The following is a 24,341-nucleotide window of genomic DNA, read 5'->3' as shown; positions in this document are numbered from 1 at the left end:
TTTAGATCGGTTGAGTTTTTAATAAACATCCTCTTGAAAACGTCCTGCTGATTTTAAATTCCTAAAGTATTCCTGCGCTTCAACATCCGATAGGTTTCCGTACTTTTGAATAATCTGCAATAAGGCATCTTTTACATCCTTGGCCATACGCTTCATATCTCCACATAAATAAAAATAGGCACCTTCGTTTAACCATTTAAACAGTTCTTCACCATTCTCATTTAATCTATCCTGAACATATATTTTCTCTTCTTGATCGCGAGAAAAAGCAACATCCAACTTACTCACAACACCTTCTTTTCTATACTTCAACAACTCTGTTTGATACAAAAAGTCAGTTTCAAAATGTTGATCTCCAAAAAACAACCAATTTTTTCCTTCTGATTCCTTAGCCTCACGCTCTTGCAAAAACGATCTGAAAGGTGCAATCCCTGTACCTGGTCCAACCATAATTACAGCCGTATTATCATCTTCAGGAAGTTTGAATCCTAAATTTGGCTTCACCCTAATTTTAACTGTCGCTCCTTCTTGAATTTGATCAGCTAAAAACCCTGAACACACACCATGATGCTCTCTTTCATTTAAATCGTAACGAACCGCACCTACTGTTATATGAACCTCCTCAGGACTATACTCGTAACTTGATGAGATAGAATATAAACGCGGAGGTAACTTACGCAACAGAGTAGCTAATGTATTAGCATCTAATTTAGCTGGATAAGAAGAAATTAAATCCAGAAAATCGGCACCATATAAGTATTCCTGAAGTTTTTCGTCATCTGAAATAAGCGCATTTAACGCTTCACTCTGAGCAATCTCTGCATATTTTTTAATAACAGGATTAGTAACTACTGTTATCTCAAATTTATTAACTAATGCATCATAAATACTTAAACTTTCATTTCCTACACTTACATATTCATCTTCCGAGATATTTAGCTGCGCTAGAATATCCTTTACCAAAGCCTTACCGTTTTGAGCGACTACTTCAAGTGCATCTCCTGGTTGATAAACCAAACCAGAATCTTCAATATCAAACTCAATATGGTAGGTTTCTTTAGCAGACCCTTTACCATTCAGCAACACTTTCTCCAGCACCTCAGCTTCAACCCAAGCGTCAGATGCTAAAGCAATTCCATTACCTGCTTGTTGGCTACTAGCAACAACACCATTAACTGCGCTAAACTTCGAAACCACTGCAGGTAAAATATCCGCAATTGTATCTTTATAATCCACATCAAGCTCAATAAAATCGTGCACTGCTTTTGCACCCAAAGAGCTTAATTGATCATAAATATCTTTTCCTGTTTGACAAAACTTAGCATAACTGCTATCACCTAAGCCAATTACAGCAAAATTTAGATTATCTGATTTAGGTGCTTTTTTACCGAATATATACGCATAAAAATCTTCAGCTGATGCTGGAGGATCACCTTCTCCATGTGTGGAAACAATCACTAATAAGTTCTGCTCCTCTTTTAATTTACGAACCTTATAATCACCTAAACTTTGGGTAACTGCTTCCACTCCTGCTTGCGAGGCGAGTTGCAAAGCTTGCTCAGCAAGTATTTTAGAATTTCCGGTATGTGTACCATATAAGATAGTTAACTTAACCGTTTCTTGTGGCACCGCACCCTGCGCTACAGTCGCATTACCAGAACCTATTCCTTCTAGTAGGTTACCTGAATTATTTAAGCCTGACAGATAACCAGACAACCAGTATTTTTGCTCAGTAGACAAAGATGTAAACAGCTGTTGAGCTTGTTCAACCTGTTCTTTTGTAAAAATATTATTTATACCTTTAATCATAATTTTCTTAAAATTTTAGACATACTAATCACATTCCGACCAGATTAACCAAGCCAATCAACTCAATAACAATTGGTTATTTAAAAGGCATAAGATTAAAAAATCCTATGCCTTAAATACACAATTTAAACCCAATATTTTATGTTGAAATAATAATTAGAACAACTTGCTTCTCTTAAATCTCGAAGCTACTTAAGTATCTTTCACCTGTATCTGGTAAAATAACTACAATACGCTTACCTGCAAATTCTGGTCTTTTAGACAACTCTGTTGCTGCCCAAAGCGCTGCTCCTGAAGAATATCCTACTAACAAACCTTCTTCAACGGCTGCTTTATGACTGGTTTTAACAGCATTTTCGTTACTCACCTTTACTACATCATCAATAATGTCAGTATTTAAGTTACCTGGAATAAACCCAGCTCCAATACCTTGAATTTTATGTGGTCCTGGTTGACCTCCTGAAATTACTGGTGAATCCTCTGGTTCTACAGCGATAACTTTAAGGTTCGGATTTTTCTTCTTTAACTCCTCACCTACTCCAGTAATGGTACCTCCTGTTCCAACACCAGCAACAAATACATCAATGTTTCCATCTGTATCATTCCATATTTCATGCGCTGTTGTGCATCTATGGATAGCTGGGTTAGCAGCATTATCAAACTGTTGCGGAATAAATGCTTTCTTTTGCTCATCCGCAATTTCTTGGGCTTTAGCAATAGCGCCTTTCATTCCTTGTGCTGCTGGCGTTAATACCAACTCTGCACCAAACTTCTTTAAAAGCTTTCTTCTTTCAATGCTCATGCTTTCAGGCATTGTCAGAATCAATTTATATCCTTTTACCGCTGAAACAAAAGCAAGTCCCACTCCTGTGTTTCCACTTGTTGGCTCAACAATAATTGTATCCTTATCTAATTTTCCATTTTTCTCCGCATCTTCAATCATAGCATGAGCAATACGATCTTTTACCGAGCTAGCTGGATTAAAGTACTCTAATTTAGCAACTACTTGTGCATCACCCTGGTTTAAACGGTTAACTTGAACTAAAGGTGTATTCCCTATTAAATCTGTAACATTTTTAGCAATTCCACTCATAATTATATGTTTTTGTCTGTTATTATTCGTTTTAATTTGATACAAACATAGGCCATGCATATTTAACTGGCAATAGCGAGATGTTCCTATATCCTACTATTATAGTATATTAAACACATAACAAACACATCAAAAAAACACCTTAAGCACTAAATACCTGCAACTTAAACTTAAAATTATGAAAATAGTTTATTAGCATGCTATTTTAGTATGCTTTAATGCGCAATTAAGCAAATATGCTTTAGTATTGATATTTTTAATTTTTAATAACCTTTGATATCTTTAACACGTTTAACATCCACCTATAAAACTCAAATCAACTAACAAATGGAGAACATCCAGAATATCTTTATCATACTTGTGGCTGCTATTGTAGCAGGTACTCTTGCCCTTCGATTATTTTTTAGAAACAGTATATTCCTACGAATAGGTGCAGTTTGGATAACCAACGTATTTTTAACTGTTATCAATAGTAAAATACATTATTCATTTCCTGAGGCTTACCCGATGCCTGTAGCTTTAGCCGTTGGCTTAGGTTTCACCTGGGCCATGCTTTACCTCGTTTACAGAAGAGTACGAAAACCTCTACTGGGCTTTATTGAGACTATAAAAAAACTGAGTTCTGGTGATTTTACAGCCATCAAAGACAACAAACAAACTTATAGTGGCGAAATAAAAGAACTAAACATTGGCATTAAAGAGTTGACCAACAAATTTCAGAATAGCCTAACAACGATTCATCAGTCAGCTAATATTATTGATGATATGGGGCATCAAACAAGTGACATGTCTCACAAGCTATCTTCTGGAAATAACGAACAAGCAAGTTCTATTGAGGAAATATCCGCATCGATAGAGGAAATGAATGCCAACATTGAATCTTCTTATATCAACTCCGAAAAATCAAAACAACACACCCAAAAGACCAATGATCAGCTACAAATCAGCAGTAAAAGTGCCGAAGAATTATTACAAGCTATGCAATTAATTAATGAAAAAATAAAAATCATTGATGAAATTGCCAGTCAAACAAACCTGTTAGCACTCAATGCTTCGATAGAAGCTAAACAAGCAGGTGAAGCAGGAAAGGGCTTTAATGTAGTTGCAGGAGAAGTCAGGTTGCTGGCTGAGAACAGCCAGGTTGCAGCCAACGAGATTACGGAACTAGCCAATCAAAGTATTCTTCTTTCCGAGGAAGTATCAAACAATATAGAGCAAACAGTGCCTAGCATGAATCAAACCATGAATTACATGGCTGAAATCAGTGTAACCAGCAAAGAACTTAAACAAGGTTCCGATCAGATAATGAGTGCCATAACAGGCGTTAACTCACACACACAAAAAAATGCGAAGCTAGCTGAGGAGATGTCAGATAATTCTGATCAACTATCTGTTGAATCAGAGAAACTTTTAAAGAATATTAAATTCTTTAAATTGTAGAAATAAAAAAAGTCCAGCTTTTAATAAAAGCTGGACTTTTCAATATCTTCTTAAAGTTATTTTTTAGATATAATACATTAAACTCTCGTTCAAATCCTTAAACTGCTTTTGTATATCGGACAACTTTTGTTCCGAAAGCACTTCCCTCACCCCCGCAATGGTCTCATTCAACACCAAGGCCACTGCTTTCTGGTTACTGGAAATATCACCTGTAACATCTAACTCTCGTTTATAAGCATCCTCCAAGCATTCAAAAACCATCAACAAAGATATTTCATCGGGTTTAAACTTTAAACGATATCCACCACCTGCTCCTTTCTTAACCTCTAATAATCCTGCTTTCTTTAAGGCTACAGCAATGGCTTCCAAAAACTTCATGGGAATACTATGCCTAAGTGATATTTGATATATGCCCATAAATTTCCCCTCACTCAGCTCAGCCAACGCTAGTAAAAATCTTAAGCCATATTCTGTTTTCTTCGAAAATTTCATTACCTACTCGATTTATTCGTTAACACATACTTAACATATATGCAATTAAACCCCATTAAGCACTTTATGGTTCACAGTTTTTTTTGAAAATAGTAAAATAAACAGGATTATTAACACACTATAATAGTAGGCTTTAATACTAAAATGCTTCTCCAAGGGTAAAAAAGAAGCCCGAATTACCCCTAGAAGACACTGCATAATCGAATCTAAAATTCAACTTTTCATCTTCTAAAATCCTGAATCTTAAACCCGCACCTCCCATCAAGTGTACTTTTGAAAACACATCTGAGTTCCATTTTTGAAATACATTACCAGCACCAGTAAAAACCTCATAACCCAATCGCCACCACAAATGCGACCTATAGGCTGCCTGCAAATAAAGGCTATTTTTATCCATATACTTATATGGATGTGAAATTCCTCTAAACAGTCTCTTACCTGCCAACACTGGAAGTCGGTAAAAAGGAACATCACCTATCGCTGATTTCATATACAACTGCGTAGCTAAAACACTCTGTTTGTTTCCCAACTTTAAGAAGTTTCTAGCATCTAAAGTAAACGAAGAGAAATTATACTCACTTATAGATTCTGGATAATACGTATAGGATAAACTTACAAACGACCCTGCATCGGGAAATAAAACACTATTCCTACTATCATAACTTACCATAGGCCCAAACCCAGCTACAGTTCCACCATCATACCCGAGTACATCTTCATTTAAAATATCAGACTGCACATCAGTAATTTCATAAAAACCCACATCATAATTAAGGCCCACAAACAATTCTTGATTCAGCCCTTTCATCACATCGCCAATAAACTCTAGCTTTTTAACATCGAATTCTGAATACTCGCTTTTATCCGTTTCATTTCCTATATGATAGAATTTATCTGGCATCGATTGATAAACCCATCTGTTTTTCAATCGCCAATTATTGGGTGTATAGAATTCCGACAAAAGCTCAACTTCATACATACCACTAGTAGAATACACCACAGATGGAGCAATATTAGACGGACGATAATATGCGCTTCCCTCTTGCTTTCCTCCAATATAAAAACGCCAAACAGGCATCACTCCAAACGACAATTTTGTTCGCTCTTCATAGTGCATCAAAGGGAGAAAGAAAAAAGTGTACTTTTCCTTTTCAAAAGTTACTAAGTCCATCCCCCAGTCGGCCAAATCAGCTACATTCTCTAATAAACCAGGTACTTTTTCTGTACGAACGGTATCTTGCTGTGCTTTTATTTTACCAAAAAAAAGCACTGTAACCAGTATGGCACAGTGCTTTATTAAATATTTTTTCTTCGTATTCACTTAGCTCTATAAATTAATTGAAACAAACTTATAAATTTAAGCTTACAATTAAAATTCGTGCGACTCCTAAATACCTGCTAATGCCGATTCAAAATCAGCAATTAAATCAGCAACCTCCTCAATCCCAACTGAAACTCTAAGCATGGTATCTCTAATCCCCATCTCTATCTTTTCTTCGTCACAAAATTCGGAGTAGATTGTAGACCAAGGATGTATAATCAGTGTTTTATTATCATTTAAATTAGTAGCTCGTCGCACAATATTTAAGGCATCCATAAACTTATAACAACTTTCCTTTGATGCAAGATCTATGGTCATAACACCACCTGGCTTACCCGAAAATTGCTTTACACTTAAAGCATAACCAGGATCAGATTTTAAACCTGGATAACTAACCGAAGTTATATTTTCATGAGCTACAAAATACTCACCTAAAGCGACACAGTTCTCCACACAACGATCTACTCTTAAGGCCAAAATATCTAAACCTAAATTTAAGAAATGTGCTGTATGCGCAGTCATACATGCCCCTAGGTGGCGAAATATCTCTTTACGCACTCTTGCAGTAAAAGCATTTTCTTTAAATTTCTCTGTCCAATTCGACAATGCAGGCACTTTACTCCAATCAAAAGTTCCATTATCAACAATTGCACCTCCAACAGCTGCAGCTCCACCTGAAATAAATTTAGTAGTTGACATCACCTCAACATCAACACCAAACTCTACAGAGTTAAAAACATATGGAGGTGTTAAAGTAGAATCAACTACAACAGCTATTTGCTTTTGGTGGGCAATATCGGCCAACTTTTTAATATCTACCAACTCCAACTGAGGATTGGTAATCGTCTCAAAAAACAACACCCTAGTTTTATCATCTATTGCAGCTTTTACTTCATCCACATTACCCATATCCACAAAACGCACCTCAATGCCCCAATGATCCAAGGTAGTTTTTAATAAGGCATAGGAATGTCCAAACAAATGATTAGATGATACAATATTAGCACCCGATTCCACCAAAGCCATTAAAGCATTTGAAATAGCTGCCATACCGGAAGAAAGTGCCACAACACCTTGCGCTCCAGAAACACTCTGTAGTTTCTTTTCAAAGTATTCTACTGTAGGGTTTGATGTCCTACTATAAGCATGCGCCATCTTTTTACCCATAAATGCATCCTCAATATCCTGAGAAGATTCAAACTCGTAGGCTACGCCATCATAAACAGGCATATGCAAAGCATTATATGCATCATTTTTAGGCAGTTTGGTATGTATAGAAGCTGTTGTATATCCTTTACGCTGTGTCATTCTAATATATTTTGTGCTGCAAAAGTAAAATATTTTAACTAATGATTGTCATTGTTTATCTAGCTTGCTTTACATCTTCAGGTGTAATTATATCGCTTGCAGCCTCACTATCGTTACGTAAATAATTGAGTACATCTGCAATATCCTGATCCTTAAGATTTCTGTACGAAGCCATTACTCCTTTATACTTTACTCCTTCCACCACAATCTCCTCCGACTGTCCATTCAATACCACATCAATTAAATAAGTTTTATCTCCTTTAATAGACTCCGTATCCTTTAAGGGTGGATAAATTTTAGGAATTCCTTTTCTATTCACTTGATGACACACCTTGCAATTTCTATCATACACAAGTTTACCAGCATCATAGCTACTATTTCTATTGCTTAAAGATGAAGATGGAGTTACACCTTCTGCCTTTTTTTTATTTTCCTTCACTTTATTTTCCTGTCCACAACTGGAAAGTAACAAAGTAATAAACATACAAGTCATTAAAATTTTCATGGCTTTTAATTTTTTTATTTTTATAATAAGCTCATCTAAAGAGCAATTAAATTATCTATATATGTCATTAAGCACAACCTTTTAACACGTTCCACGTTAATACCTCTGATCGCAGATATACTCAAAATGGTTAGTCAATAAACATGAAGTACAATAAATTGTTTTAGGCAAGTAAAAATGAGGATTTTTTAACACTTAGCAAGCACAACTTTTTAATATATTTGCCGTCCTTTAAAAAATAGACGATGACGATTAGATTGAGAATTATTTCAGGGGAAGACGAAAATTTTTACAGAGACATTGAAATAAGTGGTAGCGAAACATTTTTAACACTGCATAACTTTATTCAACAACTACTTAAATTTGACGAAGGCCAAATGGCTTCATTTTTTATGACAGATGAAGAATGGCAGAAGAATGAGGAAATTACTTTAATGGATATGAATATGGATGAAAATTCCGAAACATTCATTATGTCCGAAACAACTATCAACCATTTTATTAAAGATAAAAAGCAACGTTTATTATATTTGTTTGATTTCTTTAATGATCGAAATCTGTTTATTGAAGCCTACGAGATTAACAACAACACTTCTACTGAGACAAAATGCATTGGTGAACAAGGTGAGGCTCCTGAGCAATTAGATATGAGTAGCATATTAGCTGACAGCATGGGAGAACCATCGCAGGAAACCGATTTAGGACTTAGTGCAGATGAACTGTTGGGATATTCTGATTCTGATTTTGATGACGACCCTATGATTTCGTACACAGACGACTTGGAGGACTTTTAGAACCAAACTATTGATGCAAAAAACTCTTATAGTAATTATTGGCCCTACGGGAATAGGAAAAACTTCCACCAGTATTAAAATTGCTAATCATTTTAATACTGAGATAATTTCGGCAGATTCAAGGCAAATATTTAAAGAATTACAAATTGGCACAGCTACACCCAGCGCGGAAGAGTTGGCTGCTGCCAAACATCATAACATTGGCTCTCACTCCATACACGATTATTATAGCGCTTGGGAATTTGAACAGGACGCAATAAAAATGAGCGAAGAGCTCTTTAAGAAACACGATCAGTTGGTATTAACTGGTGGTTCTATGATGTATATTGATGCCGTTTGCAAAGGCATTGATGAACTTCCAACAATAGACCAACATCTTCGAGATGAGCTAAAATTACAATACGAAACAGAAGGTATTGAATCTATTCGAAGACAACTTAAACAGTTGGATCCGATATTTTACGATCAGGTTGATTTAAAAAACCACAAACGAGTGATTCATGCTGTGGAAATTTGCCTGATGACTGGAGAACCATACAGCTCTTTGCGCACAAACTCGGTAAAGCAACGACCTTTTAAAATGGTTAAAATTGGCTTAGAAATGGACCGAGAAGAAATTTACGATAGAATAAATCGGCGCGTTGACATCATGGTTGAAGATGGCCTAATAGAGGAAGCGCAACGCTTTTATCCAAACAAGGAATTAAACTCATTAAACACAGTAGGATACAAAGAACTGTTTGCTCACTTTGATGGAGAGTATGACTTAGACAAAGCTATAGAATTAGTAAAACGAAACTCTAGAAGGTACGCAAAAAAACAGCTAACCTGGTTCAAACGAGACAAAGAAATTTCGTGGTTTAATCCACAAAATTTAGATAATATGATTAGTTTTATACAAGAAGAAATTTAATGCACTGGGCATTTAATATTAATTAATCTCTCTGGTTTACACCTTTTGTCCAGTGCACTTTTTTGCTAACACAACGGTATGAAAGCTATCTACACTCCAGTCCTCCTTTTTAAAAGAACCAAAATACTGAATATCAGTAAACGATTCTTTCAATAAAGCATCCATATCTTTTTTAAGAATAGGAATTAAGGGCACTGACTGCGAATAGGATTCACCGCTATTTTTATCGCTTAACTTGGTAGAGAAATCAATTACTCCGTTTGATAAATGAATGTAATCTCTTTTAAAAATATAATGATCACTCTCAATTGTTGGTAACTCAGCCACCTCATTTTGCTTTACCCTATCGTAATTCACAATTTGAATCAACAAATATCCACCTGACTTTAAAACCTTTGCTGCAGAGTCAACATATGTTTTAACATCCGATAATTGAGGCAAGTGGGGCAAAGTGTTTCCTAAACAATAAATTATATCAAAGCTTGAAGCTGAGTAACCAGCCCCAAACTTTAGCAAATCATTTTCTGCAAAACGGACATCAATAGCCTGTGGGCATTTTTCCAGTGCCTTACCTACCATAGCACCGTCTAAATCAAAAGCATCCACCGAGGCACTTCTTCGCCCCAACTCTATCGCCAAGCTTCCTGTACCACAACCAGAATCTAAAACCTTTTTTCCAGATAAAACAGGAAAAACACTTTCAATAAAATTAGCCTGCGCTTTATTTAACGGAAATATTTCGTCGTAAGCTTTTACAATAGAACTATAAAATGACATACCTTTTAATTTACACGTTTCTCAATTTGATACCGATTACGTTCAGGACTATTACGCGACACTAATTCCGCTAAAAAGCCTGCTAAAAATAGTTGCGTACCAATAATCATGCTGGTTAAAGCAATAAAGAAGTAAGGGCTCTCTGTTACACGCGCTTCGTTGATATGGTTATATACGCTATATAACTTGTGCGCTCCCAAATACAAAGCAGAAAAGAAACCAACGGTAAACATCAAGGTTCCTAGGCTTCCAAAAAGGTGCATCGGTCGCTTACCAAATTTTGAAATAAACGAAACAGACATTAAATCTAGAAAGCCTTTTAAAAAGCGCTCAATTCCAAATTTAGAAACACCATATTGTCTTTCTCGATGTATCACCACTTTCTCCCCTATCTTATCAAAACCACTACGCTTTGCTAAAATAGGTATATAGCGATGCATCTCGCCATACACCTCAACACTTTTAATAACTTCCTTACGGTAAGCTTTTAAACCGCAATTAAAATCATGCAGCTTAATACCCGAAATATAACGTGCCGTACGGTTAAATAATTTACTTGGAATCGTTTTCCCTAGCGGATCATGACGCTTCTTTTTCCAGCCACTCACTAAATCATAACCTTCGTCTTTTATCATACGATAAAGCTCAGGCAATTCATCAGGATTATCCTGCAAATCAGCGTCCATTGTAATAACCACTTCTCCTTCTGCAGCTTCAAAACCACTATATAAAGCGGCTGACTTTCCGTAATTTCTACGAAACTTGATTCCTTTTACCTCTTTATGCTCGGCAGACAATTTTTCAATTACCTGCCACGAAGTATCATTACTTCCATCATCGATAAAAATAACCTCGTAAGAAAGACCAAGGGGAGTAATCACTCCCCCTACCCAATTATATAATTCAACTAACGATTCTTCCTCGTTAAAAAGTGGTACTACAATTGATAAATTCATTCTATAATATTATTTGACACCTAGCACTTTACAATTAAAATGCTGGTTCTGCATCTTTTTTAAGAATAGCTGAAACAATTAAAGAAATTATTAGCCCAACTATAACAGAAGAAAATATTCCCATAATCGCCATAGCCATTGGCCCTTGAAAAATAGACATCATGCCTTCCATTTGTTCCAATTGAGCTTCCGAGACACCTGCCTTCATCTGTTCTTCTTGCATAATTGCAAGATACTCAGTATGCTTTGCAGGATCAATAAATGCATAAAATACATAAGTGAAAATACTCGAAACAACTCCACCGACAAGAGAAATTAATGTTCCTATTCCCACTCCTTGCCCATACCCAAGAAAACCTTTATTCTCTTTCTTCTTGTAATTATTTAAACCCAATACAATAAATACAATCATTAAAACCAAACCTAATAATCCGAGGGCTTTATTTCCCATCAAGCCACTATAACTCATCATTAAAAAATATACAATAGAAGCGATACCTAAATAAAGTCCATAGCCGTAAACCGTTGATGATTTTGATGCAGATTGTTCCATAAGTTAAAATTTATAAATTAAGATTAGAATTCTGTCAAAGATAGAATTTTAAGTAAATTGTTTATAACAATTGGCTTCAAAAATAAACACCCTTATCTAAGTACTGGTGCAAACAAATACACATCAGCCTACATTTATTCATCTCTCATTAATTTTATTGAAAAAACATTAAAAAATAACTTACTGATAACAAAGCGCTTAAAAAGAGACACGAAAAAAAAGTTCATTTTTTTTATATTTTCACTTGTCACGTATATGTTTTTTTCTACATTTGCACCCGCTAAAGCACGGGTAAGTCCTGTACGACCAGCTCCCATTGAATTCCCCCAGGGCCTGACGGCAGCAAGGGTAGATGGTTGTAGCGGTGCGATGCAGGTAGCTTACCCACCCGCCAATATAGCTCAGTTGGCTAGAGCAGCTGATTTGTAATCAGCAGGTCGCGGGTTCGAGTCCCACTATTGGCTCTTTAGAATTCTTAAAATGTTAAGAATTGTTTTTTAAAAGTACTGAAAATAATTGATTGGGGCAGATACCAAAGCGGCCAACTGGGACGGACTGTAACTCCGTTGTCTTTCGACTTCGCAGGTTCGAATCCTGCTCTGCCCACAATTATTTGCCGATGTAGCTCAGTTGGCTAGAGCAGCTGATTTGTAATCAGCAGGTCGCGGGTTCGAGTCCCCTCATCGGCTCTTAAAAAATTATTTAATGCGAAAGTAGCTCAGTTGATAGAGCATCAGCCTTCCACGCTGAGGGTCGCGGGTTTGAGCCCCGTCTTTCGCTCTAAAAGCCGATTGAAGAAATTCAGTCGGCTTTTTTTGTACACTAAAGTGTAATATTCCCTGCATTTAACTAAATTTGAATAACTAAGTGCCTATACTATAACATTTAAACTTAAGAACAAACATCTATGCTACTTAAATTATACGAAGAAAACCCCAACGAGAAAGATATCAGAACAGTAGCTGATACCTTAAGAAAAGGTGGTGTAGTAATATATCCTACAGATACTATTTATGGTATTGGTTGCGATATTAATAATGCCAAAGCAGTAGAAAGAGTAGCACGTATCAAAAATATCAATCTTAAAAAAGACCACCTTTCTTTTATTTGTCATGATTTAAGTCAAATATCAGAATACACCAAAAGCTTAAACAACGCCACTTTTAAGGCAATGAAGAAGAACCTACCTGGTCCTTTTACCTTTATATTAAACGCCAACACTAACGTACCCAAGCTTTTTAAAAACAACAAAAAAACAGTTGGAATCAGGGTACCCGACAACAACATCATCCGCGAACTCGTTAAAGAATTAGGGCATCCTATACTTAGCACTTCAGTACACGATGAAGACGAAGTAATTGAATATACCACCGACCCTGAATTGATTTACGAAAAATATCAAAACTTAGTAGATATTGTTATTGATGGTGGATATGGCGACAACAACCCTTCTACCGTAATAGATTGCACCAATGGCGATTTTGAAATACTGAGAGAAGGAAAAGGAGAGTTGGAGTTTTAATTCCCCTTAGTCCTCCTCTATCTCAAAACGATTATAGGTTTCAAACTTCCACATTTCCACCACTTTATTAACTGGAAACTCGTAAGGCTTGTATTCTCGATTGGTAGAAACCAAAAGCAAACTCTTACTTTTTTCAAGATGTTTGTACACTACCTTAAAAACAATCCCATCATCTTGCGTTACAATAACACAGGGAGTTCCATCTTTAACGTTCGTCCAATCCTGAATATAAGAACAAGTTACCCACGCCCCTTCGGGAACAGGTAACATAGAATCGCCTTTTATCTGAAACGTTCGATAAGTTTTATCCTTGGGTAAAAATGGCAACGAAAACTTATCTAAAGAACCAATAAAATCCATATCGCCATAACTATTGGTATAACCCGCTTGCGCTTTTACAGGCACCATCTCAATATTCTCGTTACCGTCGCCATCTACCGAAATAGTGAGCAAACGTAATTTTTTGCCTGTAACATCTACATCAAACCCATCTTCAATCTGCGAAAGCTGAAATTCAGATAAAGCTTGAATATCGTAGCGGACAAGTGCATCAATAGACAAGTTAAAATACTCAGCATACTTAATAAGTACCTTAAAAGGTGGCTGAATATTTTTTTCGTAGCCTGCCAATGTGGTTCGGGTAAGCTCTAACTGACTAGCCAAATCGGCTTGCGATAATTTACGACGCTTGCGTAAAAATTTAATATTCTCTGGAAAAAACATATTTTTCTTAATTAACTACAATTCTATGCTTCGGTTAAAACCGATTTACATTCTCTCATAAAACACGGACTAAAGTCCATGCCTAGTGATAAATTAGCCTCTTCCCTTTTTTACAACATCAAAACCATAACGCTTTACAAATTGATTATACTCCTTCGAAAAACCGACAACCTTATGATGCTCCTCTTGATTCGCTATATATTGCCGTACCATAGGTAATTTATCCTCTCCTACTGCAATGGCCATATATTCGCTTTGCCACTGAAAATGACACTCACACAAGCTATTCTTGTTAATCCAATGCGAAGATTCCCCTTTTAACAATTGTGCTATCTTACCAATGCTCAAGTCTTCATTTAACGAAACCAAACAATGTACATGATCTACATACCCATTAATAAAATCGATATAAATATTTTTAGCTCTTGCATTTTCTTTGATATGTTTAAATACATCTCCTCTAATATTATCAGTCAATAAGGCCTCTCTATTTTTTGTAGACCAGATAAAATGCACGTATATTCTAATAAATGACATAGGCTTCATTTTTAAACATTTCACCTCTTATGCTTCGGTTAAAACCGATTACAAACTATCGATTCACACAAGCTGCAGATTACATTTATAATTAGATCTAGGCTTCAGCCTAGGGATAAATAAGACAACACCAATGGGCTTTAGCCCAAATACGAAACTGAGTACCTCTTTTTGAGTTAACTCTATAGCCTACTGCAATTATAAGATCCAGATTATAAAAATTAACTTTCCTAGTTATTTCTCTTTTACCTTCCTTTTGAACTTGTGCAATTTTTGCACAAGTTGCTTCCTTGTCCAACTCATTCGACTTATAAATATTTGATATATGCCGAACAATAGAAGTTCTATTTGTAGCAAATAACTCTTCTAATTGATATTGATTTAACCAAACAGTCTCTCCCTCAACTTTTACTCGTATCTCTTGATTTCCATCTTCCGTTGTAAATATTCTAATATCTGAATTATTCATCATCAATGCTTTTACATTCTTCTTCCAAATGTAATATTATTTGACTAATTTATAGTCAAATAAATGACGAAATATTCGACAATCGTGAGAAAAACAATATTACATTTAGATTTGGACACATTCTTTGTGTCGTGTGAGAGGTTGTTGGACAGCAAATTAAACAACCGTCCAGTGCTTATAGGTGGTACTACAGACAGAGGCGTAGTGGCAGCTTGTAGTTACGAAGCTCGTACCTATGGAGTTCATTCGGCCATGCCTATGAAAATGGCTCGCATGTTATGCCCCGATGCTGTGGTGATTAGAGGCAACAGTGGTATCTATAGTAAATTTTCGGATATGGTAACCGACATTATCAAAGAGCGTTCGCCCCTTTTTGAAAAATCTTCTATTGATGAATTTTATGTAGATATCACGGGAATGGACAAATTCATCCAAACCAGTTATCTGTGGTCGCAGGAGTTGCGCGAGGAAATACTAAAAGAAACTCATTTACCTATTTCGTTTGGGCTATCCACTAGCAAAACCGTTTCTAAAGTAGGTACAGGAGAAGCCAAACCTAATAACCATATTCAAATTGCACAGGGTAACGAAAAACCTTTTCTGGCTCCTTTATCCATAAAAAAAATACCTATGGTAGGCGACAAAACCTATCATAAACTACGTAGCATGGGCATTGAAAAGGTGAGAACAGTTCAAGAAATGCCCGTTGAATTAATGGAGCGCGTGCTGGGTAAAAACGGAACTGTTATCTGGAAAAAAGCACAAGGCATAGACAATACGCCTGTTATTGGCTGGCACGAGCGTAAATCCATATCCAGCGAACGAACCTTTGAAAAAGACACTACCGATGTAATTAAGCTTCGTAGTATTTTAGTAGCTATGGCCGAAAACTTGGCTTACCAACTGCGCAACGGCAATAAACTAACCGCCTGCATCACTTTAAAAATAAGATATTCCGATTTTCAAACCTACACCAAGCAACGGCGAGTTTCTTACACTTCGCTGGACCATACTATTATTGATACGGTTTTGGATTTATTTGAAAAAATGTACGATCGCCGAGTTCTAATACGACTCATCGGCGTACGACTTAGTCACCTAATTGGAGGCAGCTATCAAATTAGATTATTCGAAGATTCGGAGAAGATTATAAAACTATATCAGGCTATGGATAAGATGCGAAATCGTTACGGGCAGAATGCTGTAAAACGAGCTGTGGCTATGGATGCAAAAAGCATTGGCGGTATGAATCCTTTTAACGGACAAGCTCCTGTAATTCCTGCACACCGGCGACAGTAGTAGAAATAGTGGGCAACAATACAGTAGGCAGTTCACAGTCTTCACCATATAAATAAGAGCTCCAAAGTGGGCAAAATCAGTAGCCCAATCTCTAAACTCTAGTGCACAGAAAGATATCTTGTCATTGTAATCGTGAGAATCAGTTCTCCTCCTTACCAAGGAGAACTGATTCCCGTCTTGAAAAAATGCTATAACTATTACCCTTGCCCAATTTTAATAACACAAACAACAAATGCTTTTAAATTGTCATTCATATTATAGCTTTAAATACGGAACGCTCTCTTTAGAAGAACTTCTACAAGAAGTTTCTGCAGGAGGACATTCTACTGTGGCTCTAACCGACATTAATAATACCGCCACCAGCCTTGAGTTTGTTCGCTTAGCTGCAGAACACAACATTAAACCTGTTGTTGGTGCAGATATCAGAAATGGTGCGCAACAACAATATGTACTGATGGCAAAAAATGCCGATGGCTTTAGAGAAATCAATGAATTCTTGAATCCTTACCTGCATAACAACCTAACATTTGAACCCGATGCCCCTGAGTTTGGCGATGTATATATTATATACCCTTTTACAACACAACTTAGAGAACTGGAAGACAACGAATACATTGGTGTTAGTCCGCAGGATTTAAGAAACCTACCTTTTAATCCGTGGAAAAAACATCTGGATAAATTAGTGATATTACAAACCGCTACCTTCCGCAATAAGCGCGATTATAATATCCATCGATTATTGCGTGCCATCGACAAAAACACCCTATTAAGCAAGCTAGCTAAAGAAGAACAATCCAGCTACGACAATCAGTACAAAAGTGCTGCAGTACTGCTTTCTATTTACGAAAACTATCCGCAGATTATTATTAATACCCAACAACTACTAAACTCCTGCAACATGGAGTTTGAGTTTAAAACCAACAAAAACAAAAAGCTATTTACCGACTCTGAAGAAAACGATTTTCAACTTCTTCGAAACGAAGCTTACAAGGGTTTAAAATATAGATACAATGAAATTACTGATGAAATATCTGCTCGCTTAGAAAAAGAACTCAGTGTAATTCGGGAACTCAATTTCTGCTCCTATTTCCTCATCAATTGGGATTTAGTTCAATATTCGCTCAGCATGGGTTATTACCACGTTGGCCGAGGCAGCGGCGCTAACAGTCTGGTAGCTTACCTACTGCGCATTACCAATGTAGATCCTGTTGAGCTAGATTTATATTTCGAACGCTTTATTAATACACACCGTACTTCTCCGCCCGATTTTGATATTGACTTTTCGTGGACCGACCGCGATGATATTACCCGTTATTTGTTTGACAAATATGGTTGGGACCGAACAGTTCTGCTTGGAACATTTATCACCTTCAACCACAAGTCGGCATTTAGAGAGATAGGTAAAGTATTCGGTTTACCCGATGAAGAAATTACACGCCTGCAAAAGAATCCGACTCCCGAGCAGGCCGATGAATATGGGAAATGGGTAATACAATACAGTAAATATATTGCCAATTTCCCTAGCCATACAAGCATCCACTCCAGTGGTATTTTAATTTCGGAAGAGCCTATTAGTAATTACTCTGCTACCGAGCTATTACCCAAAGGCTATCCTTCTACACAGTTCGACATGTACATTGCTGAAGATTTGGGCTTACATAAATTCGACATTTTAAGTCAACGAGGTTTAGGCAAAATTAAAGATACGCTGAGCATCATTAAAGAAAATCATGGAATAGACATAGACATCAATAACACCAAGTTATTTATGGAAGATACTCGCGTAAAAAAAATGCTCAAAAAAGGGCAAGCCATTGGTTGTTTTTATATTGAATCGCCAGCCATGCGCATGCTACTGACCAAACTTAAAGCTGAGGATTATAAACGTTTGGTAGCAGCCAGTTCCATTATTCGCCCAGGCGTGGCAAAAAGCGGAATGATGCGCGAATATATTATTCGGTTTCAGGATAAAAGTAAACGCGAAGCAGCACAACAAGCGCTTCCTGATTTATATGCCATATTGGAAGAAACCTACGGCGTTATGGTATATCAGGAAGATGTGATTAAAGTAGCGCACTATTTTGCTGGACTAGCCTTGGATGAAGCAGATGTATTACGACGAGGCATGTCGTGGAAGTTTAAACAGCGAAACGAATTTGGAAAGGTTCGCAACAAGTTTTTCAGCAACTGTCAGCAGAAAGGATATCCTGATGCTGTAGTTCAGGATATTTGGCGACAAATTGAAAGCTTTGCCAACTATGCTTTTGCCAAAGGCCACTCGGCCAGTTATGCCGTTGAAAGTTTTCAGGCACTTTACCTTAAGGCCTATTACCCCATAGAGTACATGGTTGCTACACTGAATAATGGCGGTGGTTTTTATTCGCCACAACTATACCTGCACGATGCCATGATGCACGGAGCCAAAATTGAAGTACCTTGCATCAACCGTAGCTTTTGGGAGAATACTGTTAAGGACGATACTGTTTTTCTGGGTTTTTATTTACTCCGCGAACTCGAAAGAAACAACGTAAAGCTCATTTTAGATGAAAGAGGAATTAATGGAAATTTTGCCAATCTACGCGAATTTATCAAACGAGTACCTATTAGTTTAGAGCAACTCATCATTCTTATCCGCATAGGCGCTTTTCGATTTATGGGCGTGGGCAAAAAGGAGCTGCTTTGGGATGCTCATTTTTTACTGGGGCACAACAAAAAGACCAAACCCGAACGAACCTTGTTTCAATCTGAGGTAAAAGAATTCCAGCTTCCTGCACTTTGGCGTCATCGTTTAGAAGATGCTTTTGATGAAATGGAGTTATTGGGCTTATCCATACAGTCGCCATTTGAACTTCTCAAAGACGAACTTCCTTCCTCCTTAAAAGCTTGCCATCTGCCACAGCTTATTGGCAAACTGGTACGTATTGTTGGCTATCTGATTCATCGTAAACCTACCCGAACATCGAATGGAAAAACTATGTTTTTTGGCACCTGGATTGATTTAGACGGACATTGGTTAGATACAGTTCACTTTCCTCCTGCAGCACAAACATATCCGTTTCGAGGCCCAGGATGTTATGTTATTGAAGGCACTGTGGTGGATGAATATGGCTTTATTAGTATTGAAGTAAGTTTGATGGAACGTATGCCTAATTTTAGCTTGGATAGTGTATAAACTAGGAAATAACAATTACATATTATTCGCACCTGTAGTACTATTAAACCTCTCGTACATTCCAATATCAAAATACGATACGCTAACCAGATTATCTAAGGTTAAAATTAAATCAACATCTAATTCTGAAACATCTTCTACCCTGCCCTCATTTACATATTCAGAATACACAGAAAGATAATGAGTGGTAAAGTTGAGTTGCCTTTGTTCATTTCGATAACCACTCAAAACAGGAATAACCCTTATGTAATTAGACACTGTAGGAATAGGCAATTCCTTTACCCAGGCTATGTACACTTTATTGTTATCAAGGGTAAACTCTAACAGTTTAGAATCCTTAAATGAAGAGCGTAACAAAATTTCTAATTCGTTACCCACCTTTTTAATGGCTTTTTCAATCTGTTTTTTATGATTTGAACAAAAAGTTAGATTACCCAGCTCGGTAAAAGCTACTGAAAAAATAAATGAAAAGATAGTTGTTCCGATGTATGGCGTTTGTAATGGTAGGTAACTGTGTAAAGTTTGAATAAACTCCGGTATAAATATCTCAGCAACTTTTCTTATGACTATGGTTATGGCTAAAATTGAAATTCCTAAAAGAATGGAATCAAAGATTAAACGCTGCCTATCTAACCTCTGCTGCAAAAATTTATAATAATTAAATCTGGATATAACATAGTAGCCGCCTACCAATGGTAATATTCACAGATTCCACGGCATGCCTTAAGCTGACTCTAATCGATTTTTATTATCCTCAATCGTCTTCAAGATAGAAGAGTTCTCCAGTTTTTTCAGTAAAACCCTCACTTTCTTTTGCTTAAAGAAATCTTCCGATTTAATATACATCCTACCTTCCTTAGTAGCTTGTACAATATTTACATCTTCTTTTGGCTTTGTCATAACATTACAAAGATATTGATTTTTAATAATATCTCACAACTCACTCACAAAACTTAATACAACACACCGACTCTACTTCAGCATTTTGATATTTATAAGTCAGCAAACCTGATTTAACATCTCGTTCAAAAACGGATATTGAAGATGAATCTTGATTACCTACCAACAACCATTTTCCATCTTTTGAAAGTTCAAAATCGCGAGGCGTTTGGCCTTTGGTTTCTGTATGCCCAAGCAAACTCAATTCATCCGTTTCTATATCGAAAGTCATCATTGCTATAGCATTAACACTTCTGACCCCACAGTAAATATGTTTTCCACAGGGAGATATCTTTATCGCTGAAGCTGAAGCACAACCATCTTGCGGAGCGTTTAACAGCTTCTCATTTTTTAGCCATTCCCATTTATTATCCTGATATTTTACCAAACTAAGTTCAGCCGTCATTTCATTAATCACAAACAAATAGTTTCCATTGGGATGCATACATAAATGACGCGGGCCTCCTCCTTTGGGTAATTCTAACTCACATACCTGCTCCCAAAGTTGTTTTTCATTCTGCGCCAGAAAGTATATTTTATCCGAACCCAAATCACTAACTGCTAAGACATTTTGATGCTCTATATAAAAAGTCATATGCGCATGAGAAGCTTCTTGCCTTTCGGCATTTATGCTTGAACCTACAAATTGAATTTGCTGAACACATTCCGTTGGAACGCCAAAATCATCCAAAGCATAAATTAATACATTACCTGTTTGGTAGCAACTGACTACAACTTGCTTTGCGTCATTAAGCCATAAAATATGGCATGGAAGACCTCCTGCAATAGGTATTTCAGAAACTAGCTCTACACTATCTCCCTCTAAACGATAACACAGAAGTTTCGGTTCTAAGTCAAGCAATAACTCCTGAAAAGTATATATGAGACAAGCATCTTTATTGATGGCAAGGTATCCTACATTGGTACTATGGTGTTCTTTTTTAAACTTCAGTTGACCCGTTTCTTCGTTAAACTCAAAAAAAGCCATTCCATTACCAGTGCCTTCTAAATCGCCACCTACATGCTGTGTGTAAGAACCTGTTATAACCTGCATGCTTTTGTTTATTATTTAGTATTTTCTCATTGTTTTGAAAATGAATACAATTGGGCTTCCGCCCAAACCCGACTTCATTTCTTACCTTGATGTAAGAAACGAAGCAAAGAAAATCAAGACTGCTAATAAAATACCTTTCTTTTTTATCGAAAGCTTAAGTGCGGCCGGGTGATTTTCGAGCAAGCTCTCAACTTCCCGGACTTACTATAGCTTTCTTCAAAACAAAAGCCATTTTATTAGAGGTCGAACCCTAAGTACATACAAAAAAACGGACTACTAAATTTAGTAATCCGTTCTAATAATTTATCTGCTTTATGCTTTTTTATTAGCCAATAAAATATGGTCACAAACTAACACAATTTCATCTCGTTGATTAAAAACCTCCACATGTTCTACTACCTGTCCAAACTCTGGTTTTTTAGATTCAGATTTATCCGAGATGGTTACTTTCACATGAATCGTATCTCCAATATGAACTGGTTTAATAAACCTCAATCGGTCGTAGCCCTTTGAAAAAGCCTCCGGGTTAATTTCAGTAGCTGTCATTCCAATAGCCACACTAAACGTTAAGGTTCCGTGCGCAATACGCTCTTTAAATGGTTGTGTTTTACACCATTCTTTATCCATATGATGTGGAAAGAAATCGCCCGTTTGTCCCGCATGAACTACAAAATCGGTTTCCGTTATAGTTCGTCCTAAAGTTTCACGAAAATCACCTAAGGTGTAATCTTCAAAAAATTGTGATTTTATATGCATCTTGTATTCTTTTAATTGTAATAAAGATAATTAGTTTCTGCCACTAATCATCCCTCCTCCTATATTTTAAGGAAACTACCTTCCCATCCAGCCGCCATCAACTAACATCACGCTTCCATGCATGTATGCTCCAGCTTCGGAACAAAGGAAAACCGCAGGTCCAGCAAAATCCTCTGGCTTACCCCACCTTCCTGCAGGAATACGAGACAGTATTTGCTCAGAACGAACAGAATCATTACGCAATGCCTCTGTATTATCTGTTTCGATATAACCTGGTGCAATGGCATTTACATTAACTCCTTTTGAAGCCCACTCATTGGCAAAAGCCATCGTCATTTGACCAATTGCTCCTTTACTAGCTGCATATCCGGGCACCGTAATTCCTCCTTGAAAAGTCAATAATGAAGCGGTAAAAACAATTTTACCAGAACCTCTTTCAACCATCTCTTTTCCGAATTCTCGCGTTAAGATAAACTGGGCATTTTGATTGATTTCAATCACTTTGTCCCACATTTCATCTGGATGTTCTGCCGCTGGCGCTCTTAAAATAGTACCCGCATTATTGATTAAGATATCCACTACTGGATGTTCAGCTTTTACCTGCTTGATGAATTCATATAATGATTCACGATTACTGAAATCGCAAGTATAAGCTGTAAATTTTCGACCAACAGCTGTAACAGCCTGCTCTACTTTACTCCCATTTTTCTCCAACGAAGCACTTACTCCAATAATATCGGCTCCAGCTTCCGCTAAGGCAACCGCCATTGCCATTCCAATTCCTCTTTTGCAACCTGTTACTAAGGCTACTTTTCCTTCTACACTAAACTTATTTAGTATGCTCATTTCTATTTTAAAGTATTAAGCATAAAGACAAAAGTATTGTGGACTCAACAATCTCCATATTAGTCTTTATTTTTTGATGATTATTCCGTCGCAAAATCTTAAGTATATCTGCGAACCGAGAGATGCGACGGTTTGTGTTCTTACAGGCTTTCAGCCTTATTATGTAAGCTGTAAATTCCTGTCTCCTTTTTTCCATTCTCCGTACTCCTCAATAAAAAGTCAATGACTTTTTATTGACAATCCACTAAATACTTCATTCCCTCAGGGTTGGCATCAATGCTTTCGAAAAGCTGTTGAATTTCTTCTAAAGGTTTTGTATCGGTGATGATTGTTTCAAATGGATATTTATTTTCTGTAATTAATTGGATAGACTCTTCGTAATCCTCTTTTTCGTATACACGAGCTCCAATTAGTTTCAACTCTTTCCAGAAGAATTTAAATAAATTAACTGGTTTTGGCTCGCCGTAAATAGCAACCATTACAATACGACCACGAATACCAGCTACCTCTGTTGTAATATCTAAAGAAGCTTGAACACCAGCTACCTCAAAAACAACATCAGCTAAAGCTCCGTGGGTTTTCTTGTCAACGTACTCCACTAAATCAGTTTTAATAGGATTGACAACATCAAATCCCATATCCTGAGCCATTTTAATACGAACCTCATTTACTTCAGAGATGATTACATTGGCTCCTTTGCTTTTGGCAACTAAAGCAACCAATAATCCAATAGGACCTCCACCTGAAACTACTGCTGTTTCTCCGGCTACTAATCCACCCATACGAACATCATGACAAGCAACAGAAAGAGGCTCAATTAAAGCGGCCAATTTTAAATCTGTTTCTTCTTTTAATTTATGTAATGTAAAAGCAGGAACATTCCAGTAATTTTGCATTGCTCCAGGACTATCGATACCGATAAACTTTAATTTTTTAGCGATATGTCCGAATCCTTTATCAGAAGGTGCTTCTTCACGATTATCCAAAGGACGAACCGTAATTTTATCACCAATTTTAAAATCACTCACTCCTTCACCCACAGCATCAATTGTTCCTGACATTT

At 36.7% G+C, this 24,341-nt stretch carries 24 protein-coding genes, 4 tRNA genes and 1 other RNA gene; 11 read left to right on the top strand and 18 right to left on the bottom strand.

What is annotated here, in order from left to right; all coding sequences use genetic code 11:
• Positions 1–18: 18 nt before the first annotated feature.
• Positions 19–1,809 (bottom strand): assimilatory sulfite reductase (NADPH) flavoprotein subunit, encoded by a 1,791-nt coding sequence (locus A8L32_RS06885; protein ID WP_083631213.1) that lies wholly within the window; start codon positions 1,807–1,809, stop codon positions 19–21.
• 175 nt (positions 1,810–1,984) lie between these two features.
• Positions 1,985–2,902 (bottom strand): cysteine synthase A, encoded by a 918-nt coding sequence (cysK, locus tag A8L32_RS06880; RefSeq protein WP_066629416.1) that lies wholly within the window; start codon positions 2,900–2,902, stop codon positions 1,985–1,987.
• A gap of 327 nt (positions 2,903–3,229) precedes the next feature.
• Here cysK and A8L32_RS06875 point away from each other — a divergent pair, with 327 nt between their 5' ends.
• Complete coding sequence (locus A8L32_RS06875; protein WP_066629407.1) at positions 3,230–4,342, top strand: methyl-accepting chemotaxis protein; 1,113 nt, start codon at positions 3,230–3,232, stop codon at positions 4,340–4,342.
• A 63-nt stretch (positions 4,343–4,405) separates the two neighbouring features.
• Here A8L32_RS06875 and A8L32_RS06870 read toward each other — a convergent pair whose 3' ends face one another.
• The 4 genes from A8L32_RS06870 to A8L32_RS06855 all read right to left on the bottom strand — a co-directional run bounded on the left by A8L32_RS06870 (position 4,406) and on the right by A8L32_RS06855 (position 7,968).
• Positions 4,406–4,834, bottom strand: coding sequence for an RrF2 family transcriptional regulator (locus A8L32_RS06870; RefSeq protein ID WP_066629404.1), 429 nt, complete (start codon positions 4,832–4,834; stop codon positions 4,406–4,408).
• A gap of 139 nt (positions 4,835–4,973) precedes the next feature.
• Entirely contained in the window at positions 4,974–6,155 is a 1,182-nt protein-coding gene (locus A8L32_RS06865) for a BamA/TamA family outer membrane protein (RefSeq protein WP_066629402.1), read from the bottom strand.
• 66 nt (positions 6,156–6,221) lie between these two features.
• Positions 6,222–7,463, bottom strand: coding sequence for an aminotransferase class V-fold PLP-dependent enzyme (locus tag A8L32_RS06860; RefSeq protein ID WP_066629400.1), 1,242 nt, complete (start codon positions 7,461–7,463; stop codon positions 6,222–6,224).
• A 55-nt stretch (positions 7,464–7,518) separates the two neighbouring features.
• Positions 7,519–7,968, bottom strand: coding sequence for a c-type cytochrome (locus tag A8L32_RS06855; protein ID WP_066629398.1), 450 nt, complete (start codon positions 7,966–7,968; stop codon positions 7,519–7,521).
• Positions 7,969–8,213: 245 nt separating this feature from the next.
• On the opposite strand from A8L32_RS06855, the gene A8L32_RS06850 reads away from it, so the two are divergent.
• Together A8L32_RS06850 and miaA are read left to right on the top strand one after the other, a co-directional pair.
• Positions 8,214–8,762: an IS1096 element passenger TnpR family protein gene (locus tag A8L32_RS06850; RefSeq protein WP_066629395.1), complete on the top strand. Its 549-nt coding sequence runs from the start codon at positions 8,214–8,216 to the stop codon at positions 8,760–8,762.
• Between the two features lie 13 nt (positions 8,763–8,775).
• A complete protein-coding gene (gene miaA, locus A8L32_RS06845; RefSeq protein WP_066629392.1) occupies positions 8,776–9,675 on the top strand; it encodes a tRNA (adenosine(37)-N6)-dimethylallyltransferase MiaA in 900 nt (299 codons plus the stop codon).
• Between the two features lie 36 nt (positions 9,676–9,711).
• On the opposite strand, the gene A8L32_RS06840 is transcribed toward miaA, so the two are convergent.
• The 3 genes from A8L32_RS06840 to A8L32_RS06830 are packed head-to-tail and all read right to left on the bottom strand — an operon-like array spanning position 9,712 to position 11,961.
• Positions 9,712–10,452 (bottom strand): class I SAM-dependent methyltransferase, encoded by a 741-nt coding sequence (locus A8L32_RS06840; RefSeq protein ID WP_066629390.1) that lies wholly within the window; start codon positions 10,450–10,452, stop codon positions 9,712–9,714.
• A gap of 5 nt (positions 10,453–10,457) precedes the next feature.
• On the bottom strand, positions 10,458–11,408 hold the full coding sequence (locus A8L32_RS06835) for a glycosyltransferase family 2 protein (RefSeq protein ID WP_066629388.1): 951 nt from the start codon (positions 11,406–11,408) through the stop codon (positions 10,458–10,460).
• Positions 11,409–11,442: 34 nt separating this feature from the next.
• Positions 11,443–11,961 carry a DUF4199 domain-containing protein gene (locus tag A8L32_RS06830; protein ID WP_066629386.1) on the bottom strand — a complete coding sequence of 173 codons (519 nt, stop codon included), beginning with the start codon at positions 11,959–11,961 and terminating at the stop codon, positions 11,443–11,445.
• Between the two features lie 289 nt (positions 11,962–12,250).
• Between A8L32_RS06830 and ffs the strand changes: the two genes are divergently transcribed.
• The 6 genes from ffs to A8L32_RS06800 all read left to right on the top strand — a co-directional run bounded on the left by ffs (position 12,251) and on the right by A8L32_RS06800 (position 13,483).
• Positions 12,251–12,344: signal recognition particle sRNA small type (ffs, locus tag A8L32_RS06825), an RNA gene on the top strand.
• 7 nt (positions 12,345–12,351) lie between these two features.
• A tRNA-Thr gene (locus A8L32_RS06820) sits at positions 12,352–12,425 on the top strand.
• Between the two features lie 59 nt (positions 12,426–12,484).
• A tRNA-Tyr gene (locus A8L32_RS06815) sits at positions 12,485–12,567 on the top strand.
• A 9-nt stretch (positions 12,568–12,576) separates the two neighbouring features.
• Positions 12,577–12,650, top strand: a tRNA-Thr gene (locus A8L32_RS06810).
• 18 nt (positions 12,651–12,668) lie between these two features.
• Positions 12,669–12,741 (top strand) — tRNA-Gly (locus A8L32_RS06805).
• 127 nt (positions 12,742–12,868) lie between these two features.
• On the top strand, positions 12,869–13,483 hold the full coding sequence (locus tag A8L32_RS06800; RefSeq protein ID WP_066629384.1) for an L-threonylcarbamoyladenylate synthase: 615 nt from the start codon (positions 12,869–12,871) through the stop codon (positions 13,481–13,483).
• Between the two features lie 6 nt (positions 13,484–13,489).
• Here A8L32_RS06800 and A8L32_RS06795 read toward each other — a convergent pair whose 3' ends face one another.
• The 3 genes from A8L32_RS06795 to A8L32_RS06785 all read right to left on the bottom strand — a co-directional run bounded on the left by A8L32_RS06795 (position 13,490) and on the right by A8L32_RS06785 (position 15,215).
• Positions 13,490–14,206 (bottom strand): XRE family transcriptional regulator, encoded by a 717-nt coding sequence (locus A8L32_RS06795; RefSeq protein ID WP_066629382.1) that lies wholly within the window; start codon positions 14,204–14,206, stop codon positions 13,490–13,492.
• A 93-nt stretch (positions 14,207–14,299) separates the two neighbouring features.
• Positions 14,300–14,743, bottom strand: coding sequence for an IS200/IS605 family transposase (gene tnpA / locus A8L32_RS06790; RefSeq protein ID WP_066629642.1), 444 nt, complete (start codon positions 14,741–14,743; stop codon positions 14,300–14,302).
• 109 nt (positions 14,744–14,852) lie between these two features.
• A complete protein-coding gene (locus A8L32_RS06785) occupies positions 14,853–15,215 on the bottom strand; it encodes a virulence RhuM family protein (protein ID WP_066629377.1) in 363 nt (120 codons plus the stop codon).
• Positions 15,216–15,296: 81 nt separating this feature from the next.
• Between A8L32_RS06785 and dinB the strand changes: the two genes are divergently transcribed.
• Both dinB and A8L32_RS06775 read left to right on the top strand, forming a co-directional pair.
• On the top strand, positions 15,297–16,511 hold the full coding sequence (dinB, locus tag A8L32_RS06780) for a DNA polymerase IV (protein WP_066629375.1): 1,215 nt from the start codon (positions 15,297–15,299) through the stop codon (positions 16,509–16,511).
• A 232-nt stretch (positions 16,512–16,743) separates the two neighbouring features.
• Positions 16,744–19,683, top strand: coding sequence for a DNA polymerase III subunit alpha (locus A8L32_RS06775; RefSeq protein ID WP_066629371.1), 2,940 nt, complete (start codon positions 16,744–16,746; stop codon positions 19,681–19,683).
• A gap of 15 nt (positions 19,684–19,698) precedes the next feature.
• On the opposite strand, the gene A8L32_RS06770 is transcribed toward A8L32_RS06775, so the two are convergent.
• From A8L32_RS06770 to A8L32_RS06750, 6 genes are all read right to left on the bottom strand, one after another.
• Positions 19,699–20,328 carry a hypothetical protein gene (locus tag A8L32_RS06770; protein WP_066629368.1) on the bottom strand — a complete coding sequence of 210 codons (630 nt, stop codon included), beginning with the start codon at positions 20,326–20,328 and terminating at the stop codon, positions 19,699–19,701.
• 78 nt (positions 20,329–20,406) lie between these two features.
• Positions 20,407–20,583 (bottom strand): hypothetical protein, encoded by a 177-nt coding sequence (locus A8L32_RS23500; protein WP_158027206.1) that lies wholly within the window; start codon positions 20,581–20,583, stop codon positions 20,407–20,409.
• A 40-nt stretch (positions 20,584–20,623) separates the two neighbouring features.
• Positions 20,624–21,676 (bottom strand): lactonase family protein, encoded by a 1,053-nt coding sequence (locus tag A8L32_RS06765; RefSeq protein WP_066629365.1) that lies wholly within the window; start codon positions 21,674–21,676, stop codon positions 20,624–20,626.
• 312 nt (positions 21,677–21,988) lie between these two features.
• Positions 21,989–22,432, bottom strand: coding sequence for a MaoC/PaaZ C-terminal domain-containing protein (locus tag A8L32_RS06760; protein WP_066629363.1), 444 nt, complete (start codon positions 22,430–22,432; stop codon positions 21,989–21,991).
• Between the two features lie 75 nt (positions 22,433–22,507).
• Entirely contained in the window at positions 22,508–23,272 is a 765-nt protein-coding gene (locus tag A8L32_RS06755) for an SDR family NAD(P)-dependent oxidoreductase (RefSeq protein WP_198931740.1), read from the bottom strand.
• A 236-nt stretch (positions 23,273–23,508) separates the two neighbouring features.
• The coding region (locus A8L32_RS06750) for a zinc-dependent alcohol dehydrogenase (protein WP_066629350.1) at positions 23,509–24,341 on the bottom strand (833 nt) is incomplete at its 5' end.

Origin of the sequence: Labilibacter marinus (assembly GCF_001659685.2) — a bacterium.
GTDB lineage: Bacteria > Bacteroidota > Bacteroidia > Bacteroidales > Marinilabiliaceae > Saccharicrinis > Saccharicrinis marinus.
Note: the sequence above shows the minus strand (reverse complement) of the source record. Positions and strands in the feature narration are given on the sequence as shown.

Coding starts and splice junctions, on each gene's coding strand:
- A8L32_RS06885 (WP_083631213.1), bottom strand. CDS start 1,809: ATGATTAAAGGTATAAATAATATTTTTACAAAAGAACAGGTTGAACAA.
- cysK (WP_066629416.1), bottom strand. CDS start 2,902: ATGAGTGGAATTGCTAAAAATGTTACAGATTTAATAGGGAATACACCT.
- A8L32_RS06875 (WP_066629407.1), top strand. CDS start 3,230: ATGGAGAACATCCAGAATATCTTTATCATACTTGTGGCTGCTATTGTA.
- A8L32_RS06870 (WP_066629404.1), bottom strand. CDS start 4,834: ATGAAATTTTCGAAGAAAACAGAATATGGCTTAAGATTTTTACTAGCG.
- A8L32_RS06860 (WP_066629400.1), bottom strand. CDS start 7,463: ATGACACAGCGTAAAGGATATACAACAGCTTCTATACATACCAAACTG.
- A8L32_RS06855 (WP_066629398.1), bottom strand. CDS start 7,968: ATGAAAATTTTAATGACTTGTATGTTTATTACTTTGTTACTTTCCAGT.
- A8L32_RS06850 (WP_066629395.1), top strand. CDS start 8,214: ATGACGATTAGATTGAGAATTATTTCAGGGGAAGACGAAAATTTTTAC.
- miaA (WP_066629392.1), top strand. CDS start 8,776: ATGCAAAAAACTCTTATAGTAATTATTGGCCCTACGGGAATAGGAAAA.
- A8L32_RS06840 (WP_066629390.1), bottom strand. CDS start 10,452: ATGTCATTTTATAGTTCTATTGTAAAAGCTTACGACGAAATATTTCCG.
- A8L32_RS06835 (WP_066629388.1), bottom strand. CDS start 11,408: ATGAATTTATCAATTGTAGTACCACTTTTTAACGAGGAAGAATCGTTA.
- A8L32_RS06830 (WP_066629386.1), bottom strand. CDS start 11,961: ATGGAACAATCTGCATCAAAATCATCAACGGTTTACGGCTATGGACTT.
- A8L32_RS06800 (WP_066629384.1), top strand. CDS start 12,869: ATGCTACTTAAATTATACGAAGAAAACCCCAACGAGAAAGATATCAGA.
- A8L32_RS06795 (WP_066629382.1), bottom strand. CDS start 14,206: ATGTTTTTTCCAGAGAATATTAAATTTTTACGCAAGCGTCGTAAATTA.
- tnpA (WP_066629642.1), bottom strand. CDS start 14,743: ATGTCATTTATTAGAATATACGTGCATTTTATCTGGTCTACAAAAAAT.
- A8L32_RS06785 (WP_066629377.1), bottom strand. CDS start 15,215: ATGATGAATAATTCAGATATTAGAATATTTACAACGGAAGATGGAAAT.
- A8L32_RS06775 (WP_066629371.1), top strand. CDS start 16,744: ATGCTTTTAAATTGTCATTCATATTATAGCTTTAAATACGGAACGCTC.
- A8L32_RS23500 (WP_158027206.1), bottom strand. CDS start 20,583: ATGACAAAGCCAAAAGAAGATGTAAATATTGTACAAGCTACTAAGGAA.
- A8L32_RS06765 (WP_066629365.1), bottom strand. CDS start 21,676: ATGCAGGTTATAACAGGTTCTTACACACAGCATGTAGGTGGCGATTTA.
- A8L32_RS06760 (WP_066629363.1), bottom strand. CDS start 22,432: ATGCATATAAAATCACAATTTTTTGAAGATTACACCTTAGGTGATTTT.